18 protein-coding genes are annotated in these 18,097 nt (G+C 70.4%); 4 read left to right on the top strand and 14 right to left on the bottom strand.

What is annotated here, in order from left to right; genetic code table 11:
- Positions 1–118 precede the first annotated feature (118 nt).
- From DFR74_RS16425 to DFR74_RS16385, 9 genes are all read right to left on the bottom strand, one after another.
- Positions 119–1,144, bottom strand: coding sequence for a lysophospholipid acyltransferase family protein (locus DFR74_RS16425; RefSeq protein ID WP_067506036.1), 1,026 nt, complete (start codon positions 1,142–1,144; stop codon positions 119–121).
- Entirely contained in the window at positions 1,141–2,172 is a 1,032-nt protein-coding gene (locus DFR74_RS16420) for an NAD-dependent epimerase/dehydratase family protein (protein WP_067506032.1), read from the bottom strand. The genes DFR74_RS16425 and DFR74_RS16420 overlap by 4 nt, the downstream gene beginning before the upstream one ends.
- A gap of 258 nt (positions 2,173–2,430) precedes the next feature.
- Positions 2,431–2,532 (bottom strand): 30S ribosomal protein bS22, encoded by a 102-nt coding sequence (locus DFR74_RS16415; RefSeq protein ID WP_003402602.1) that lies wholly within the window; start codon positions 2,530–2,532, stop codon positions 2,431–2,433.
- A gap of 238 nt (positions 2,533–2,770) precedes the next feature.
- Positions 2,771–3,061, bottom strand: coding sequence for a helix-turn-helix domain-containing protein (locus tag DFR74_RS37990; protein WP_228788999.1), 291 nt, complete (start codon positions 3,059–3,061; stop codon positions 2,771–2,773).
- Positions 3,062–3,255: 194 nt separating this feature from the next.
- Complete coding sequence (gene proC / locus DFR74_RS16405) at positions 3,256–4,077, bottom strand: pyrroline-5-carboxylate reductase (protein WP_067506029.1); 822 nt, start codon at positions 4,075–4,077, stop codon at positions 3,256–3,258.
- A gap of 22 nt (positions 4,078–4,099) precedes the next feature.
- Positions 4,100–4,969, bottom strand: a complete 870-nt coding sequence (locus tag DFR74_RS16400; protein ID WP_084537427.1) for a thioesterase family protein — start codon at positions 4,967–4,969, stop codon at positions 4,100–4,102.
- Positions 4,970–5,047: 78 nt separating this feature from the next.
- Positions 5,048–5,917, bottom strand: coding sequence for a sugar phosphate isomerase/epimerase family protein (locus DFR74_RS16395; protein ID WP_067506417.1), 870 nt, complete (start codon positions 5,915–5,917; stop codon positions 5,048–5,050).
- 132 nt (positions 5,918–6,049) lie between these two features.
- The gene (locus DFR74_RS16390; protein ID WP_067506025.1) at positions 6,050–8,143 is read right to left on the bottom strand and encodes a hypothetical protein; all 2,094 of its coding nucleotides are present in this window, start codon (positions 8,141–8,143) and stop codon (positions 6,050–6,052) included.
- A gap of 31 nt (positions 8,144–8,174) precedes the next feature.
- Positions 8,175–9,194, bottom strand: a complete 1,020-nt coding sequence (locus DFR74_RS16385) for a Ppx/GppA family phosphatase (protein WP_067506021.1) — start codon at positions 9,192–9,194, stop codon at positions 8,175–8,177.
- A gap of 67 nt (positions 9,195–9,261) precedes the next feature.
- On the opposite strand from DFR74_RS16385, the gene DFR74_RS16380 reads away from it, so the two are divergent.
- The 4 genes from DFR74_RS16380 (at position 9,262) to DFR74_RS16365 (ending at position 11,730) form a co-directional block, all read left to right on the top strand.
- Complete coding sequence (locus DFR74_RS16380; RefSeq protein ID WP_067506018.1) at positions 9,262–10,116, top strand: hypothetical protein; 855 nt, start codon at positions 9,262–9,264, stop codon at positions 10,114–10,116.
- A 122-nt stretch (positions 10,117–10,238) separates the two neighbouring features.
- Positions 10,239–10,712: a hypothetical protein gene (locus DFR74_RS16375; protein WP_067506015.1), complete on the top strand. Its 474-nt coding sequence runs from the start codon at positions 10,239–10,241 to the stop codon at positions 10,710–10,712.
- A 105-nt stretch (positions 10,713–10,817) separates the two neighbouring features.
- Entirely contained in the window at positions 10,818–11,276 is a 459-nt protein-coding gene (locus tag DFR74_RS16370) for a hypothetical protein (RefSeq protein ID WP_067506011.1), read from the top strand.
- A 124-nt stretch (positions 11,277–11,400) separates the two neighbouring features.
- Positions 11,401–11,730, top strand: a complete 330-nt coding sequence (locus tag DFR74_RS16365) for a hypothetical protein (RefSeq protein ID WP_228788997.1) — start codon at positions 11,401–11,403, stop codon at positions 11,728–11,730.
- 108 nt (positions 11,731–11,838) lie between these two features.
- Here the strand turns inward: DFR74_RS16365 and DFR74_RS16360 are convergent, their stop codons facing one another.
- The 5 genes from DFR74_RS16360 to DFR74_RS16340 all read right to left on the bottom strand — a co-directional run bounded on the left by DFR74_RS16360 (position 11,839) and on the right by DFR74_RS16340 (position 18,075).
- Positions 11,839–12,528 carry a response regulator transcription factor gene (locus DFR74_RS16360; protein ID WP_067506004.1) on the bottom strand — a complete coding sequence of 230 codons (690 nt, stop codon included), beginning with the start codon at positions 12,526–12,528 and terminating at the stop codon, positions 11,839–11,841.
- On the bottom strand, positions 12,525–13,760 hold the full coding sequence (locus DFR74_RS16355) for a sensor histidine kinase (protein WP_067506001.1): 1,236 nt from the start codon (positions 13,758–13,760) through the stop codon (positions 12,525–12,527). The genes DFR74_RS16360 and DFR74_RS16355 overlap by 4 nt, the downstream gene beginning before the upstream one ends.
- Before the next feature lie 242 nt (positions 13,761–14,002).
- Positions 14,003–16,054, bottom strand: coding sequence for a CocE/NonD family hydrolase (locus DFR74_RS16350; protein WP_067505998.1), 2,052 nt, complete (start codon positions 16,052–16,054; stop codon positions 14,003–14,005).
- A 329-nt stretch (positions 16,055–16,383) separates the two neighbouring features.
- Entirely contained in the window at positions 16,384–17,130 is a 747-nt protein-coding gene (locus tag DFR74_RS16345) for a phosphoglyceromutase (RefSeq protein ID WP_195142095.1), read from the bottom strand.
- Between the two features lie 51 nt (positions 17,131–17,181).
- Entirely contained in the window at positions 17,182–18,075 is an 894-nt protein-coding gene (locus DFR74_RS16340; protein WP_067505994.1) for an ROK family protein, read from the bottom strand.
- Positions 18,076–18,097 lie beyond the last annotated feature (22 nt).

Genomic DNA, 18,097 nt, shown 5'->3' with positions numbered 1-18,097 from the left:
CGCGCCTGCACCGCTCGGCGCCAACCCTCAACAGACACCGCGAGATCCGCACTACCCCAGCCGCCCCGGGGAGGGAGCCCGACGACCGACCGTTCGCGGCCCCCGGCGCGCCAAAAACTCAGCCCGTGAACGGGTTGCGGCGTTTGGTCAGCAGTTTGTAGAGCGTCTGCTGGATGGTTTCGCGCACCTGGTCGGTGACCTCGAACATGGTCATCGGGTCGTCGGCGGCCTCCGGCTCGTAGGCCGTGGTGGGGATGGGGGTGCCGAATTCGATGTACCACTTGGAGGGCAGCGGGACGGCGCCGAGCGGGCCCAGGTGCGGGAACGTGGGCGTCACCGGGAAGTACGGCAGGCCGAGCAGGCGGGCCAGCGGCTTGAGGTCGGCCAGCTTCGGGTAGATCTCCTCCGAGCCCACGATCGAGCACGGGATGATCGGCACGCCGGTGCGCACGGCGGCGGCCACGAAACCGCCGCGGCCGAAGCGCTGCAGCTTGTAGCGGTCGGAGTAGTGCTTGCCGACGCCCTTGAAGCCCTCGGGGAAGACACCGGTGAGTTCACCGGAACGCAGCAGGCGTTCGGCGTCCTCGCGGCAGGCCAGGGTGTGACCCGCCTTGCGGGCCAGCACGCCGAGCAAGGGCAGTTCGAAGATGAGGTCGGCGGCGAGCAGCCGCAGCGCGCGCTGTTTTGGGTGCTGGTCGTGCACGGCGAGCTGCAGCATCAGCCCGTCGATCGGGACGGTGCCCGCGTGGTTGGCGACGATCAGCGCGCCGCCCACCTCGGGGATGTTCTCCACGCCGCTGACCTCCACCCGGAACCACAGATCCGAGAGCGGCCGCAGCGCGGGCAGAATGAGGGATTCGAGCAGGTGCTCGTCGAGACCGAACTCGTCGACCTGGTAGTCGCCGGTGATCCGGCGGCGCGCGAATTCGGCGGTGCGGCTGATCTGCTTGCCGATACCGCCCCGGACGAGCTCGCCCAGCGACTGCGGTGACTGCGGAACGGCCGCCGCCAGTCGATCGGTCAGCGACGTGACCCGGCTCGGCGCCGTCCCCGGCGCGGACTCGGGCCAGCGGCGGACATTCGCCCGCGGCTTGAACTCGGTGTTCGGATCATGCAGTGGGATGACTTTCGCCACGTCGTTCATGAATGTGCTCCCGTACCGGCCCCGAGCAGGCCGAGCAGTTTCTTTTCTGCGGCATCGATCCACGCCGGATCGAAGACGGGCCGCAACGCTGCGCCCCCGATGAAATCGTCGAAAGCCTGGACCGTTGTCCAACGCGGTTCGAATCCGAGTTCGGTGCGCATCCGCGTCGTGTCCAGACCACAACCGAAATGAAAATAGTCGAGCTGTTCGCCGGTGAATTCCCGCATCACCGGACCCATCAGCGCGCGCCCTGCCGTGCGGAAGAACAGGAACGGCACCGGCAGTTCGAGGCGCCCGGCTCGGCGCACCGCCTGCGAGAGCGCCAGCGCCCCGTCACCCGCGATGTTGTAGGTACCACCGGGGGCCGTCCGCGCCGCGTGCGCGAGGGCGGCCACCGCGTCCTCTTCGTGCAACAGTTGCATCCGCGCGTCCCGGCCGAACACAGTGGGCGTCACGGGCGAACGAAGATACTGTACTCCGCGCCGGGCCAGGCGCGGACCGACTATCGGCGCCAAGCGCAGGATCGAGGCGGCCACGTCGGGACGGCGGCGGGCCAGGCCGCGCACGAAGCCCTCGACCTCGATCATGTCGCGCGCGAACCAGCCGCGCGGCGGCGTGCGAGCGCTCATCTCCTCGGTGAACTTCGCCGGATCCTTGGCGCTGCACCCGTACACGGCGGAGGTGGAGCGCACCACAACCCGGCGCACCGACGGGGACTTCTGGCAGACGGCGAGCAACTGCATGGCGCCGAGCACGTTGAGGTCCTTCATGACCGCGCGGCCGCCGCCGGCCGGAGGCCGCGACAGCACCGCGGAGTGCACGACGGTGTCGACCTCGTTGCCGCCGATAACTTTGCGTATCAACGGGTTACGGATATCAGCGCGGACGAATTCGGCGCGGCCCATGCGCCGTTGCAGATCTCGGCCCGGGGTCATGGTATCGACGGCGATGATGCGCTCGACGGACGGGTCGGCGGCCAGTTTGGCCACCACACTGCCGCCGAAGAAACGACTCGCGCCGGTCACCATCACCACCTTGGGAGAGTGTCCGTCTCTCAGTTCAGAACCCACCGCTGCACCGGTTCCCACCTGCCAGGCCCCCGATTGACTTTATTCGCGGTTCCCAGGGTAGCCGCTGCCGTCTGAGTCGCCGAGAGTATTAACCAGGATCTAACGATGACTTCAGTCACCGGATACACGTTTAATTTTCAAACTGAACTGTTTCAAAAAGCGAGGCCCGCCACCGGACGGTGACGGGCCTCGCTGAGCGCCTCGCGGCGCGGCGACTCACTTGCCGAGTTTGCGCCGCTGCACACGCGTGCGGCGAAGCAGCTTGCGGTGCTTCTTCTTCGACATGCGCTTGCGACGCTTCTTGATCACAGAACCCATAGGGTGTCCTCGCGTTCTCTCTACTCGGCGCGCACGCATCGCGTACGCCTAGCTGTTTACGGCGCCCGCGCCGCCCGCGGCCACCGGACACCACGAACTGGCGCCGCAGGCAGGCGAACACGAACCGGAGGACCATCCTACCGGTAGGCGCGGCGCCCTCGATCCAGGCCCCTGGAGCCATGCCGAGGCCCGGGCCGCCCGCAGCGACAGGGACGTCCCGTCCGGAACTACCGCTACCTCACCCCGCGTCGAAGTACGAAGTCTCCAGATAGTCGTGCACCGCCTTGGCGTGCACGCGGAACGACCGCCCGACGCGCACCGCGGGCAGTTCGCCCGAGTGCACGAGACGGTAGACCGTCATCTTGGAGACTCGCATCAGATTCGCCACTTCGGCGACGGTGAGAAACTGGGTGCCGCCACCGAGCACGTTCTGCCCCGGCGAACCGGAACCACCTTGCGCGCGCGGTCCGGCACGGCCCGCGGAGGGGCCGGACGCACCTGGTGACGTCCCCGAGCTGTTCGCAGACATCTTGTTGGAAGACATCATTGCACCATTGACCTCCGGCACGTCCGCGCCGCCGGCTTCCCCACCGGCGGAACAGACACGCACGTGCTCCTTGAAGCTTAGCGGGGCCAGTGGGATTACTGCGACGTGTGTGAGAAATCAGCGCTTACGCGGCGGTGGCCCGGACGCGAACCGGAGGTTTATTCCAACCGACCGGTCTATTCGGCGCTGGCGCCCTGTTCGGCCGAACGCCGCTTGGCCGCGTGCAGCGCCTCGAGGAACGCCGAGCGCACCCCGCCGCGCTCCAGTTCGCGCAGCGCGGCGGCGGTGGTGCCGGCCGGCGAGGTGACGGCCGCGCGCAGGTCGACCGCGCTCTGTCCCGACTCGTCCAGCAGGGCCGCCGAGCCGATCATGGTCTGCACCACGAGCTCGGTCGACACGTCCCTGGACAAGCCCAGCCCGACGCCCGCGTCGACCATGGCCTCGACCACCAGGAAGAAATAGGCGGGACCGGAGCCGGACACCGCGGTGACGGCGTCCATCTGCGATTCCGCCACCGTGACGACCTTGCCGACGGCCGACAGCATGTCGGTCACCAGCTCCAGCTGCTCGGCGCGCGCGTAGCGGCCCGGCGCGAGCACGCTCATGCCCTGGCCCACCAGCATCGGGGTGTTCGGCATCACGCGCACCACCGGGAAACCGGCGGGCAGCTTGGCCTCCAGCCGGGCCGTCGGCACACCGGCGGCCAGCGAGACCAGTACCTGCTCGCGATCGCCGCCGTCCAGATCGGCCTTGCCCAGCTCGGTGAGCACGGAATCGACGTCGCCGGGCTTCACCGCGATCACCAGCAGGTCGGCGCCCACGGCCGCGTCGGCGGCGTCGGGGGTGACCCGGACACCGAACCGACCCGCCAGCACCTCGGCGCGGTCGGCGTGCGGCTCGACGACGACCAGATCCTTGTTCGCCCGCCCGGACTCGAGCAGTCCGGCGACCAACGCCTCCCCGATCCGTCCACCACCGATCACCGCGATTCTCGTCATGGTGGATAAGGCTAGACGCGCGTCAGCGGCGCTGTGGCAGCAGTGCCAGCTGTCGGCTCTGGGCGACGATGGCGCCCGTGCTGTCGAGCACGAGTTGGTCCTCGTCGAACAGGCGACCGCCCACCTCGTGGGACACCGCGACGATCCGCAGCCAGCCGGGCGCGGGCCTGCGCCGCAGATACGTCGTCATCTGGACGGTCGGGGCCCAGCCGAAGTGGCCGAGGTTCATCGACACCGGCGGGCTCATATCGGCGGCCATCATCGCGAACAGCGCCGACACCTCGGGATCGGCCTGGTCGCCGGCCAGCGGGCGCATCCACAGCCGCAGCCGCGGCTCGCCCTGCGCACCGTCGAGGAACCGCGCCCAGGACTTGTCCAGGAACAGCTCGGCCCCCTGCGCGACGTGCACGATGTCGCCCATCGGCGAGCCCTGGTAGCCGAGCGCGTCGGCGGGCGGTTCGGCGGGCATATCGGTGTGCTCGGGCGCGTACAGCGGCTCACCGTCGTCGAGGTGGCCGAAGGTGAACGCGGTGCGCACGCGGTCGCGGCCGTCCTGCACGAGGGTGGTGTCGACCAGGCAGATCTGGCGGCCGATCTTGCGCACCCGCACCTCGTAATCGACCGCGCCGGGATCGGGCGCGCCGAGGAAATCGGAGCTGGCCGCGATCGGCGCCATCTCGGCGAGCGCCGGATCGGTGGCGCGCAGCAGGCGGGCGGCCGCGGCCGCGCTCGCCGCGACCATGGTGCCGCCGTGCACCTTGGTCCCGATGGTCCACACGTCGTCGATCACGCCCGCGTAGCGGCCCACGCCGTCGGCGGGCGCGGCCGTCTCGGTCAGCGTGCACACCGCGGCGAACGGCGCGAGGGTGGATTCGGTCAACTCCAGCGTCATACGGTCGGCTCCTGTCGTGCGATTCGTACAGCGTACAACCGCGCGGATGGAGTACCGATTCCCAGGCCCCCGGAGCACTCAGGCCGGGTTGACGCGGGGTGCGGCGGGCAGGGGGGCCGGGGCGTGGCCGTTGAGATGGACGCGGGCGAAGGTGAGGGTGCGGTGCAGCATGGCGGCGCGGTCGGCGGTGGTGCGGGCGTTCTGGGTGTTGATCTCGGCGACGGCGTGGCCCGCGAAACCCGAACGCACCAGCTGCGCGCACACCTCGACGCACGGCTGGGAGCCCTCGCCGGGGACGAGATGCTCGTCGTGGGCAGCGCCGCGGCCGTCGGCCAGATGCAGGTGCGCGAGGCCGGGGCCCATCCGCTTGGCCAGCGCGAGCGGGTCGGCGCCCGCCGTGGCGGTGTGCGACAGGTCGAGGGTGTAGTGCGCGAATCCGGTGTCGGTGGGGTCGTAGGACGGGCTGAACGCCGTGAGCCCCCACCCGGGCCCGCCGCGGCGCTCCAGGCGCTGCGCCGCCTTCGTCCCGCGCCCGAACAGGGTGTCGGCGCGCATCGGGAACATGTTCTCCACCGCGACCACCACCTCGCCGTGCTCCTCCAGCTCGGCGACCTGGGCGGCGAACCCCTCCGCGTAGCGCCGCTGCCAGCGGAACGGCGGATGCACGACGACGGTCTCGGCGCCGAGCGCCTCGGCGGTGCGCACGCTGCGCTCGAGTTTCGCGATCGGATCGGCGCCCCACACCCGCTGCGAGATGAGCAGGCACGGCGCGTGCACGGCCAGGACCGGCATGTCGTACTTGCGCACGTAGGACTGCACGGTGGCGATGCTCTGGCTGGCGGGCTCGGCCCACACCATCAACTCGATCCCGTCGTAACCGAGTTCGGCGGCGTAGCGGAACGCGGCCTCGGTGTTCTGCGGGTAGACCGACGCGGTGGACAGCCCCACCTGGATGATGCGGCCCGGTGGCGCGCCCGGGTCCTCGTGCCGTGTCCCGGATTCCGGCTCGATCCCCCCGATCGACCCGGTTATCCGAGTGTCGTCCGCCTGCCCGATGTTCCCCACGGCACCGCTCCCTGCTCAGCCTGTACTGAGAAGAAAGGCTAGCGGTCCGAGCGTGACGAAGACGCCCACGACCACCGCGATGCCCGTGCTGAGAATGTCGTCGGTGCGACGCAGCACCCGCACGAGCGCGACGAGTCCGAGGATCACGATCGTCGCCAGTGGCAGCGCCACCCAGGGCAGCATCTCCCACATGCGCTCGAAGCCCTTGAACAGCAACATGCCCGCTATCGCCGCGCCCGCGCTCTGCCCGCCGAGGATCATCCACTGGCGGCGGTTCTCGTCGAGATCGGGCCGCGGTTCGCGCTCGGCCGACCGCTTGCCGGCGGCCAGCGCCTTGGCGCGCAATCCCCGCGACAGCGATGTCAGCTTGCCGCGCGGTTCGGCCTCGAACTCGTCCTGATCGTCCTCGTCGTCGTACTCGTCGACGTCGGCGGTGAACGGGTCGTAGGCGTCGGTGTGGCCGTCGTCGAGATCGGCGGGCGGGCGTTTGCGACCGCGTTCGGAGCGCTCCACACCGTCGCGCAGCAGGTCGCCCGCCACCGTGGACCCGGACAGCAACTGCTGGTCCTGGCTGGCCAGCGACCAGGCGGCGGTCGGGATGCCGCCGGATTCCGGATCGGGGTCCTCGGGCGGCGGCGGGCCCGGTTTGTGCCTGCGCGCCGACCACGCGGGCAGCGCGCCACCGGCCCGCGACCGCAGGGTCTCGGTGCGCGAACGCGGCGGCTCCTTCGGCCGCTCCGGCATCGGCGAGAGCGGTTTGGGTTCCGGATCGGGCGCGAATCCGTGCGGCGTGCCGGGCTCGGCGTCCGCTTCGGGGCCGAATCCGTCGCCGGCGTCGGGCGCGAACGGGCCGAAGGCGCTCGGCGGCGGCCCGAATCCGCGACCGTGCTCGGGACCGTAGCCGGGGGCGAAACCACCGCGCGGGTCGGGGCCGTAACTCTCGGGCCCGAAACCGTTGCCGGAATCCGGCCCGGGTGGGAACCCGCCGGGCTTCGGCGGAAAACCGTGCGGCGCGTAGCCCTCTGGCGCGAAACCGTTGGGGCCGGACTCTCCCGCGCCCTGTTCCGGCGCGAAACCACCGGGCGCGTAGTTTCCGCCCTGCTCCGGCGCGAAACCGTTCGGCGCGAAACCTCCGTCCGGCTCCGGCGCGAATCCGCCACGTGCGAAACTCCCGCCGGACCCCGGCACGGGACCGTCGGAGCCGAAACCGTTCGGTGCGAAACTCCCACCGTGTCCCGGCGCGGAACCGTTGGGTCCGAACCCGTTCGACGCGAAATCTCCGTCGACCTCCGGCACGAGACCGTTCGGCCGGTATCCACCCGGTTCGAATCCCCCCGCGGCCGGGGACCACGCCGCCGTGGAAGGTCCGGCCTCCTCCTCCGCCTCGGCGGCCCGGCGACGAGCCGCGCGCCCACCGCGCGCCGCGCCCTCGTCCGACACGGAACCACCCGGAGCCGCCGCGGACGGGTCGAACTCGACGGGCTCGCGCAGCGGCGGCCCGACGACCATCGTCTCGTTCTCGTCGGGATCCTGCTTGCGCCTGCGGCCGCTGCGGCGCGCGCCGAGCGGCGGCAGCGCGGGCATCCCGCCGGACTCCTCGGGGCCGGGGGCGCTGTGCCGGGAACCGCCGGGTGGCGGCGTCTCGACCTCGGCGGGTGCGTAGGACGGCTCGGCCGGGGCGGGGCTCGAATACGCGGTGGGTTCGGCAGTGCCGTAACCGGTGGCGCTCCCATAGGGATCGCCCTGTTCGGCACCCGCCGGCGGATACGGCGCGAGCGGGTCGTAGCGCGTGATCGGCCCGGAGATCGGCGAGTAGTCCGACTCCGGTTGCGGGGGACTGTAGGAGACCTGTTCGCTCGCACCGGGTTCGAACGGCGAGGGCTGGAAGGGTGAGGATTGGAAGCCCGCCGGTTCGGGTACCTCGGGCTCGGGCGCGGCGTGCGCGGAATGGCTGCCGCCCTCCCCGATCACGGGCAGGTCGCCGGTCAGCTCGGCCACGGAGATGCCGCGCGCGCCGCGTCTGCGCCGCCCGCCGGAGGAGGTGGCGCCCTGCTGACCGTTGCGGGCCAGCAGCTCGGCCACCGACAGCTGTTTGGATTCGTCGCTCATAGTCGCGCCTCGCTGACGCACCGGGCCGCGTTCACGGCGTCGCCGCCTCGATCGGGCCCGGCTGGGGGCCGCCGGGGTCGCCGCCGCGCGCCGCGCCGGGCAGGATCGTCGCCTCGAGTCCACCGTTCATGTCGGTATCCAGTTTGCGCAGGATCAGCCCTTCCCGCAGCGCCCACGGACAAATTTCGAGGGTATCCAGCGATAGTGCCCGCATACTCGCCTCCGCGACCAATGCGCCAGCCACCAATTGCTGTGACCGATCCGAACTTACGCCTTCCAATTCTGCACGGTCGGCGGCCGTCATTCGCGAGATGAACGCGATCAGTTGCCGCAGGCCCGAGCCGGTGAGCGTACGCCGCACGCGGGGACCGGCCCCCGACGGCGCCGCGCCGGTGAGCCGCGCCAGCGAGCGGAAGGTCTTGGACGTGCCCACCGCCAGATCCGGTTTACCGGCCGCCACCAGCTCTTTCGCGGGTGCGACGAGTTCGGCGTCGAGCCAGTCGCGCAGTACGGCGACGCGGCGCTTGCCCGGCGGGTCCTCGCGCAGCCAGTCCCTGGTGAGCCGGCCGGCGCCGAGTTGCAGCGAGAGCGCCACGTCGGGCTCCTCGTCGCCGCCGGTGCTGATCTCGAGCGAGCCGCCGCCGATATCGAGGTTGAGGATGCGGCCCGCGCTCCAGCCGTACCAGCGGCGCACCGCGAGAAAGGTGAGCCGAGCCTCGTCGACGCCGCTGAGCACCTGGAGTTCGACGCCGGTCTCGGTGCGCACGCGGGCCAGCACCTCGTCGGAATTGGCGGCCTCACGCAAGGCGGAGGTGGCGAAGGGCATCAGCTCGACGCAGCGGGAGGTCTCGGCGATGCTGGCGAATTCGGCCACCGTGCTGATGAGGCGTTCGGCGCCCGCGACGGTGATGCGGCCCTCGTCGTCCATGTTCTCCGAGAGCCGCAGCGTGGCCTTCGTCGAGCTCATCGGCATCGGGTGGCCACCACGGTGCGCGTCCACCACGAGCAGGTGAACGGTGTTGCTTCCGACGTCGAGTACCCCTAGCCGCACTCCGAACACGGTACTTGGTCCCGGTGTCCGGCGGGCCAGGCGAGGTGAGCTGTTACCGTGGGCAAGTGTGACGGCAGGCGCAGCTACGAGCAGCCAGAACCCGCCCCGACCAGCGGGAAAGATCGACCCGGCACCCGAAGTCGATCTCGATTTCCCGCGCGAATGGATCGAGTTCACCGATCCGGCAAATGACGAGCATCTCATCGTCGCGGATCTGACGTGGCTGCTGTCGCGCTGGACGTGCGTCTTCGGCACGCCCGCCTGCCAGGGCATCATCGCCGAGCGCCCCGACGACGGCTGCTGCTCACACGGCGCCTTCCTCTCCGATGACGACGACAAACTGCGCCTGGCCAAGGCTGTGAAAATGCTCACACCGCAGGACTGGCAGTTCATGGACGAGGCCCGCAACGCCAAGGGCAAGGTCAGCGCGAAGCGCTTCCTCGAACTCGACGAGCTGGAGGACGAGCCGGCGCTGCGCACCCGCCGCCACGAGGGCGCGTGCATCTTCCTGAACCGGCCCGGCTTCGCGGGCGGCGTCGGCTGCGCACTGCACACCATGGCCCTGCGCCGCGGACTGGAACCGCACACGGTGAAGCCGGATGTGTGCTGGCAGTTGCCTATTCGCCGCACCCAGGAGTGGGTGGACCGCCCCGACGGCGTGCAGATCCTGCGCACGGTGGTCACCGAATACGATCGGCGCGGCTGGGGCCCGGGCGGCCTGGACCTGGACTGGTACTGCTCCGGCTCGCCCGACGCGCACGTGGGCACGCGCGCGGTGTGGCAGTCCTACGGCCCCGAGCTCACCGAGCTGCTGGGCAAGCCGGCCTACGACGAGCTGGCCAGGCACTGCCGCCGCCGCGAGGGTCTCGGGCTGGTGGCCGTGCACCCGGCCACCGTGCACGCGCGGCGCGCGCAGGACTGAACCGGCCCGCCGTCGCCTAACGGTCGCTTGTCCAATTTTGCGAAACGTCTACATTTCACACATCGACCGATTTACTGTGCGGGGTGCCCGCCTCCCCCGGCGGGCAGCACAGGAGAAACACCATGGGCAACACCCCCACCCTCGGCCGCCGCGTCGGCGTCGGCGTCGCCGGGTTCGCGACGGCCGCCGCGGTGGCCGTCTTCGCCGCCCCGCCGGCGCACGCCACCGTCGACTCGATCACCATCTCGGGTTCCGACCACGTCATCGACACCACCTACACGCTGCGGGCCCAGCTCAGCGGCGCGGGCATCGGCCTGCTCGTCTACTGGACGGCCAACGGCGAATCGATCGCCAACCCGCAGGTGCCGTGGCCGGTCGGCGAATCGTCGGTCCCCTGGACCCCGCGTGAGGCGGGACAGCACCTGATCACCGCCGCGCAGGGCGGCAGCACCAAGACGATCGTCGTGAACGTGACGGACCCGAACGATCCGGGGCCGGGCGATCCGGGCGACCCCGATCCGGGTGATCCGGGCAGTCCCGGCACCGGCAGCGCGGGCAACCTGCTGCGCGGCCTCTTCGGCGGCAGCAGCCGCTGACCTCCGGCCCACTCGCCGGGTCGGGCGTCTTCTCGCAAAATTCAGAAACATTCGCGCTTCACAAAGTAGCCTGACCGCACAGCCGGTCGGCACAGGAGGAGCATCATGACAGCATTCGGCTTCACCCGGCACACGGCGGGCGCCGGACTCACGGCGTTCGCGGCGGTCGCGGCGGTGACCGTGCTCGCCGCACCCGCGGCGCACGCCGCCGTCACCTCGGTCTCGGTCGACGGCGGCAACCACAGGGTCGGCCAGACCTACACCATCACCGCGAAGGTCGGCGGCGCGTCCGGCGGCCTGCTGGTCTACTTCAGCGTCAACGGCGAGTTCATCGGCGCGCCCAAGGTGCCGTGGCCGCCCGGCACGGCGACCATCGAATGGACACCCAGCCAACCCGGCGAGCACATCATCACCGTGGAACAGGGCGGCAGCACCAAGTCGATCATGGTCGACGTGGGCAAGGCGAGCAGCGGCGGCTCCGGGAGCTCGGGCAGCGCCGGTACCGGCAGCGCGGGCACCGGCAGTGCCGGACGCTTGCTCGGCGGGTTGCTCGGCAGCAGCTGAGCACGGTCGCGGGCCGTTTCCCGGCGGCCCGCACACCGCGCGACCAGCGGTTGTGCGGTATCCGCAGCCTGCGGGACATCCCCTCGTCCTGCGCGCGTCACCGGATTGCGGTTGGATGTCCGGCATGAGGAAAGTGTTCACCCTGGCGACCGCCGTGCTCGGCGCGGGCCTGGCCGTGGCGGGCACCGCCCAGGCCGACCCCGCCGATCCCACGCAGTTCTCCGATGTCACCGCGACGTTCGTGTCGGGCTTGGACCCGGCCGCGCTGAACGCCGCGCGCGACGGCAAGAACGTCATCGTGAGTCCCTACGGCACCACGCGCACCATCGCCTGTCGCGGCAACGGCGCCGAGGTCCCCCTCTACGACTGCATGCAGGAAGACGACCTCGGCTGGATCACCCTGCAGAAGAACGACCTGCCCGGCATCGGCCCGGCCTGGGTCTACATCCCCTGACCGGACGAACGACGACGGCCCGGTTCCCCCTCGGAACCGGGCCGCCGCGCTGTGCGGCCCGCCGCGCCGGAATCCGGTAGCACCGGACCCGAACAGCGGCGATCGGCCTCAGGCCTCCAGCTTGTAGCCGAGCCCGCGCACCGTGACCAGGTGCTCCGGCTTGGCCGGATCGGACTCGATCTTGGAGCGCAACCGCTTGACGTGCACGTCGAGCGTCTTGGTGTCGCCCACGTAGTCCGCGCCCCACACCCGGTCGATGAGCTGGCCGCGGGTGAGCACCCGGCCCGAGTTGCGCAGCAGGTACTCGAGCAGGTCGAACTCCTTGAGCGGCAACGTGACCGGCTTGCCGTTGACCAGCACCGTGTGGCGGTCCACGTCCATGCGCACCGGCCCGGCCTCCAGCACGCCGTTCTCGCTGCCGCCGTCCAGCTCGTCGCCCGCGCCGCGGCGCAGCACCGCGCGGATGCGCGCGATCAGCTCGCGCGCCGAGTACGGCTTGGTGACGTAGTCGTCGGCGCCCAGCTCCAGCCCGACGACCTTGTCGATCTCGCTGTCGCGCGCGGTCACCATGATGACCGGCACGCCGCTGCGGGTGCGCAGCTGCTTACAGACGTCGGTGCCGCTCATACCGGGCAGCATCAGGTCCAGCAGCACGATATCGGCGCCGGAGCGATCGAATTCGGCCAGCGCCGAGGGGCCGTCGCCGACCACGGTGACCTCGAAGCCCTCCTTGCGCAGCAGGAACGCGAGCGGATCGGCCAGCGACTCCTCATCCTCGACGATCAGAACACTCGTCATCTGCGTGCCTCCACACCATTCGGTCTGCCCGGTCCCGCGGGACGCGAGCCGGTTTCCTTCGTGCTCACCGTGGGCCCGTCGACGTCGTCGTCGCCGGCTGCCTCCAGGTGGGCGGGTATTCGCAAGGTGAACGTCGATCCGGTGCCGAGCTTGCTCCACAGGGTGATCTCCCCGTTGTGGTTGGCCGCCACGTGCTTGACGATAGCCAGCCCGAGCCCGGTCCCGCCGGTGGCGCGCGATCGCGCCTTGTCCGAGCGGAAGAATCGTTCGAACACCCGCTCCTGGTCTTCCTTCGCGATGCCGATGCCGCGGTCGGTGACCGCCATGGCGACGTGGTCGCCGCGCAGCGAGCGGCTCACCGACACGTGCGAGCCGGCCGGCGAGTAGGCGATCGCGTTCTCGACCAGGTTGGACAGGGCGGTGACCAGCAGCGTCTCGTCGCCGAGCACCTCGAGCCCGCTGGGCCGGTCGGTGCTCACCGTGATGCCCGCGGCCTCGGCGGCGGTGCGGGAGCGGTCGACGGCCTGCTGCACCACGGTGTCGACGTCGACGACCTCGAGCTCGGGCAGCTTCTCCGCGCCCTGCAGGCGCGACAGCGCGATCAGCTCGGTCACCATCTTGCCGAGGCGGCGCGACTCGTCCAGCACCCGCTGTCCGAAGTGGCGCACGGCCTCGGGATCCTCGGCCGATTCCAGCATCGCCTCGGCGAGCAGGCTCATGGCGCCGACGGGGGTCTTGAGTTCGTGACTGACGTTGGCGACGAAATCGCGGCGGGTGGCCTCCATGCGGGCCTGCTCGGAATCGTCGTCGGCGAACAATACGGTGAAGCCGGTCTCCTCCAAGGACAGCGGCCGGGCGACGCCGCGCACCGCGATCCGGCTGCGGCCGGGCATCGGGTTCTTGGCAGTGAGGTCGAACTCGGCGGATTCGCCGGTGCCGAGCACCTTCTCGACCGCGGCCCAGGCGCGCTCGTCGAGCAACCGGTTGCGCACCAGCCCGAGTTCCTCGGCGCGCGGATTCACCAGCACCACGTCGCGGTACTGGTCGACCACCGCGATCCCGCTCTCGGAGGCGAGCACGATGAGGTCGAGCACCTGCGACATGGTGAGACCGGAATCGGCCTGCTTGCGGGCGGCCTGACGCGCGTTGACGTACGGGATCAGGAGTCCGCCTACCGCGAGTCCGACGACGGCAGCGAGGACTGCCAACAGCACGGCCTGCGGAACACTCACACTTGAATCGTACGGTCGCCGACCGACCGGCCAACGCCGGGTACACGAAGTTTCTCGCAGGTCACGGGGCCTTACAGGCCCGTTAGCCGGGTGTTTACGCGTTGTTCGCCGTCGGCGCGCCGGAGCCGGGCGGGCGGGTGTCACCCGGGTTTTCCGGGCGGTCGCGCGGCGTTCGCGCCGTGTCCGGAAACCGCCGAAGGGCGCCCCGCACCAGCGGTGGCGCCCTTCGCGTCACGCGGGGTTCACCACCCGTGGTCGCCCCGCACCGGGATGTTCACGAAACTCGGCCGGTTCGGGTCGAGTTGCACGTGCTGCGGCTTCAGACCGGTGTCGAGCAGCATGGGCAGCACGGGCAGGCCCTTCGGGAAGTTGCCCGCGAACACGTCGACGCGCAACCGGTGGCCCGGTTTCAGCACCGCCTCGGTGGCCGAGAGAGTGATGTCGAGAGTGGTGGCCTCGCCCGGCACGGTCGGCTGCCGGTGCTCGAGCGAGGTGTAGGGGCGCGGATCGGTGTAGTCGCCGTTGGCCGAGCGGGTGCTGTTGGCCTCGTCGATCGCCCGCAGCGAGGCCATGAGCTGGCCCGAGGTGAGCACCGTCGACTGCCCGTCGGGCGCGACGTCGTTGACGGTCACCGTCCAGTATCCGTCGGCCGCGTCCTGAACGGTGTTGAGCCGCACCGCGATCGGGCCGGAGATGGTGGTCGGCCCGGCCACCGGCGCGCTGGTGAAGGTGAGCCCGTTGAGCTCGGCGACCCGAGAATCCTTGGCGCACCCGTCGATGATGGACAGCACGCCCGCACTGCCCTGCGCCGCGTCGTTGGAGCAGAGCATGGTCAGACCGGGCGCCACCGTGAGCCGCGCGGTGTCGGAGTTCGGTGCGGCCGTGAGCGATCCGTCGTACACGCTGTGCGCGGTGCCGCTGATCGCCGACGACAGGTACATGCGCCGGTGGGTGGCCGCCTGGTCGCCGGTGGCCGAATCGCCGAAGCCGCTCTGGGTGATCCAGCCGCCGCCCTGCTGGCGCAGCGTCACCGGGCCGTAGTCGTCGATGCCGTTGTCGATTCCCTTGAGCCACTTGTCGAACCACGCGCGCTGCAACACGTCCAGGCGCGGCGGCAGGCCCGGCTTGCCGTATTCGTTGCCGGAGTTCACGTGATAGGTGTTGCCCATCAGCAACTGTTTCTGACCGGGCGGCAGCGGAACCTTGTTGTAGATCTTGGATTCGGAGTAGGTGAACAGATCGTGCCACCCGCCCACGACGAACGTGGGCACCCGGATCTTCGACGGGTCGCTGAGGTAGTCGCCGCGTTCGGGGCTGTTGTGGCTGAGCAGGCTGCGCAGGCGCGGATCGGCGTCCTCGAAGCGGGTCGAGGTGTAGGCGTTGAGGAACACGTCCATGAAGGTCAGCGGGGAGGCGCCGCGGTCGGCCAGCCACTGCCAGTCGAACTGCCCGGTGACGATGGACTGCACGTCGGGCACCCACTTGAGGGTGTTGATGGCGGTGAGCCACAGCGGGATGAAGTTGAACCCGAAGCCGCCGCCGGGCGCGAGCACGTCGTTCACCAGGTCGCTGCCGGGCACGACCGGGAAGATCGCCTTGAGCGCCGGCGGCTGTTTCGAGGCGGCCTGCACCTGGTTGATGCCCGAGTAGGAGATGCCGTTCATGCCGATGTCGCCGGTCGACCAAGGCTGGGCCGCGGCCCAGTCGATCACCTCGAGCGTGTCCTGCTGTTCGCGGGCGCGCAGCATGTCCCATTCGCCCTGCGAGAAGCCGGTGCCGCGCACGTCGACCACGACCTGCGAGTAGCCCGACCGGATGAGCTGGCGGTCCACGGTGAAGTTGCGCAGCTCACCGCCGCCGAACGCCTTGGTCAGATCGGTGACGCCCGACAGCGGGGTGCCGCTGAAGTCGATCTGGCGGAACAACTCGAGCAGCGCGTCGGACAGCACCGGAATGGACTGCGCGTGATCGGCGAGGTTCGACACCAGCTTGGTGTAGGGCGTCATGTTGACGATGGTGGGCGTGCGCTCGGCCACGGGACGCCCGGTGGCGTCGGCGGGACGGTAGACGTTGCCCTTGAGCACCGTGCCGTCGCTCATCGTGATCGGCACATCCCATTCGATGTGCACGTTCGGGTACTGCTGCGGCGCGTCCTGCGTCGCCGCCCACTGCGCCCCGGCGGCGCCACCGTCGGGGCCGGTGGGCACGGGCGCGGCGGTGGCGCCCGTGGTGAGGAAGGGGGCCAGCATCGCGACGGCGAGCGCCGCCACGGTGACCCGTATCGCGTACTTCATCGGACGTGATCCACCTCTCGGACTATCGGTCGAGCGGAAGTGTACAGAACCTACCTGTCGGTAAGAACCGGCGGTCACTTAATGCGGTCGCACAACCTCAGGCGACCGGTGATCACCAGCGAGAACACCACGCTGTCAACGGCTTACGGCGCACCCCTCCCTCCGTCCACCCAGGGCCGTGCGAGCACCCCGGCAGCTCGCCCTGCACACCGGCCGAATTCACCGGCGCCCCAACGGAATCATCCGGCGCCCGGCGAACACGGCCCGGCGAAACACAACGGCGCCGCGGCCGGAACATCTCCGACCGCGGCGCCGCCACATCGTCTCGGCTACTTCCCGCCCTGGCTCGCGACCGCCGCCGCGCCGGCCGCCGCCGCCTCCGGATCCAGGTACTCGCGCGCGCGCACCGGACGCAGGTTCTCGTCCAGTTCGTAGCGCAGCGGGATGCCGGTGGGGATGTTCAGCTCGGCGATCTCGTCGTCGGAGATCTGGTCCAGGTGCTTGACCAGCGCGCGCAGCGAATTGCCGTGCGCGGCCACCAGCACCGTCTTACCGGCGAGCAGTTCCTGGGAGATGGTCGACTCCCAGTACGGCACCATGCGGTTCACCACGTCCAGCAGGCACTCGGTCTTGGGGATGTCGATGCCCGCGTAGCGCGGATCGCCTTCCTGGCTGTACTCGTTGTCGTCGGCGATGGGCGGCGGCGGGGTGTCGTAGCTGCGCCGCCACAACATGAACTGCTCGTCGCCGTACTTGTCGCGGATCTGGGCCTTGTTCTTGCCCTGCAACTCGCCGTAGTGGCGCTCGTTGAGCCGCCAGTCGCGCACCACGGGGATCCAGTGCCGGTCGGCGGCGTCCAGCGCGATGTTCGCCGTGGAGATGGCGCGGCGCAGCAGCGAGGTGTAGACGATATCGGGCAGGATGCCGTGCTCGGCCAGCAGTTCGCCCGCGCGCTTGCCCTCGGCGATGCCCTTGTCGGTCAGGTGCACGTCCACCCAGCCGGTGAACAGGTTCAGGGCATTCCATTCGCTCTCGCCGTGGCGCAGCAGCACGAGGGTGTACGTCATGCCGGTCATCTTGCCACGATGGATATGTCCGGCATGTTCGGCAGGTGTGAAGTCGGGCGGTCAGGCCGCCGGGGCCAGCGCGGTGAGCAGGCCCGCCCCCACCAGCGTGGCGTGCGCACCCAGTTCGGAGGGCACCACCCGCAGGTCACCGAGGAAATCGATGCGGGCGTGCGCACCGATCGCCTCCCGCATCGGCCGCCACAGCGGCTCCCCCGCCTGCGCGAAACCGCCGCCGACCACCACCAGGTCCACGTCCAGCAGCGCCGCCGCCGACGAGATCACCTGTCCCAGCGCGATTCCCGCACGGCGCAGCGCGGCCTTCGCCACCCGGTCGCCCTCCTGCGCGTCGGCCGCGAGCTGGATTCCGGTCTCGCCCTCCCAGCCGCGCTCGCGCGCCCACCGCACCGATGCGGGCCCGCTGGCCACCGCCTCCACGCAGCCGACGCCGCCGCACGAGCAGGGATCGGTGGACCCGGGCACGATCATGTGCCCGATGTGTCCGGCATTGCCGGTGTGCCCCACCGCGACCATGCCGCCCACGATCACGCCGCCGCCGATCCCCGACGACACCGTCATCGCCAGCGCGTCCGGCGTCTCGCGCGCTGCGCCGAAATGCCGTTCCGCCAGCGCCAGGCACACGCCGTCGACGGCCAGCCGCACCGAGGCGCCCGGGAACAATTCCCGGACGGCGGCGACCAATTCGAATCCGTGATGCCACTCCGGAATGTTCAGCGGCGACACGAGGCCCGCGGGCGCGTCCACCGGCCCGCACGCCCCGATGCCGACGATCTCCACCTGCGATCCGTTGGCGGCCGCCAGCAGCAGCCCGCGCACCGCCTCCCACACCCCGGCCGGTGGCACCGCGATGCGGCCCACCTCATGCGTCACGCCGTCGGCCCCCACCAGTCCGACGGCGACCTTGGTCGCGCCGATGTCCAGTGCGAGAACGGTCATCTGGAAAACCCCCACGTCTTGA

It is taken from the genome of Nocardia puris, assembly GCF_003315035.1.
Lineage (GTDB): Bacteria > Actinomycetota > Actinomycetes > Mycobacteriales > Mycobacteriaceae > Nocardia > Nocardia puris.
The sequence above is the reverse complement of the archived record's forward strand: the minus strand, read 5'-3'. Positions and strand labels throughout refer to the sequence as shown.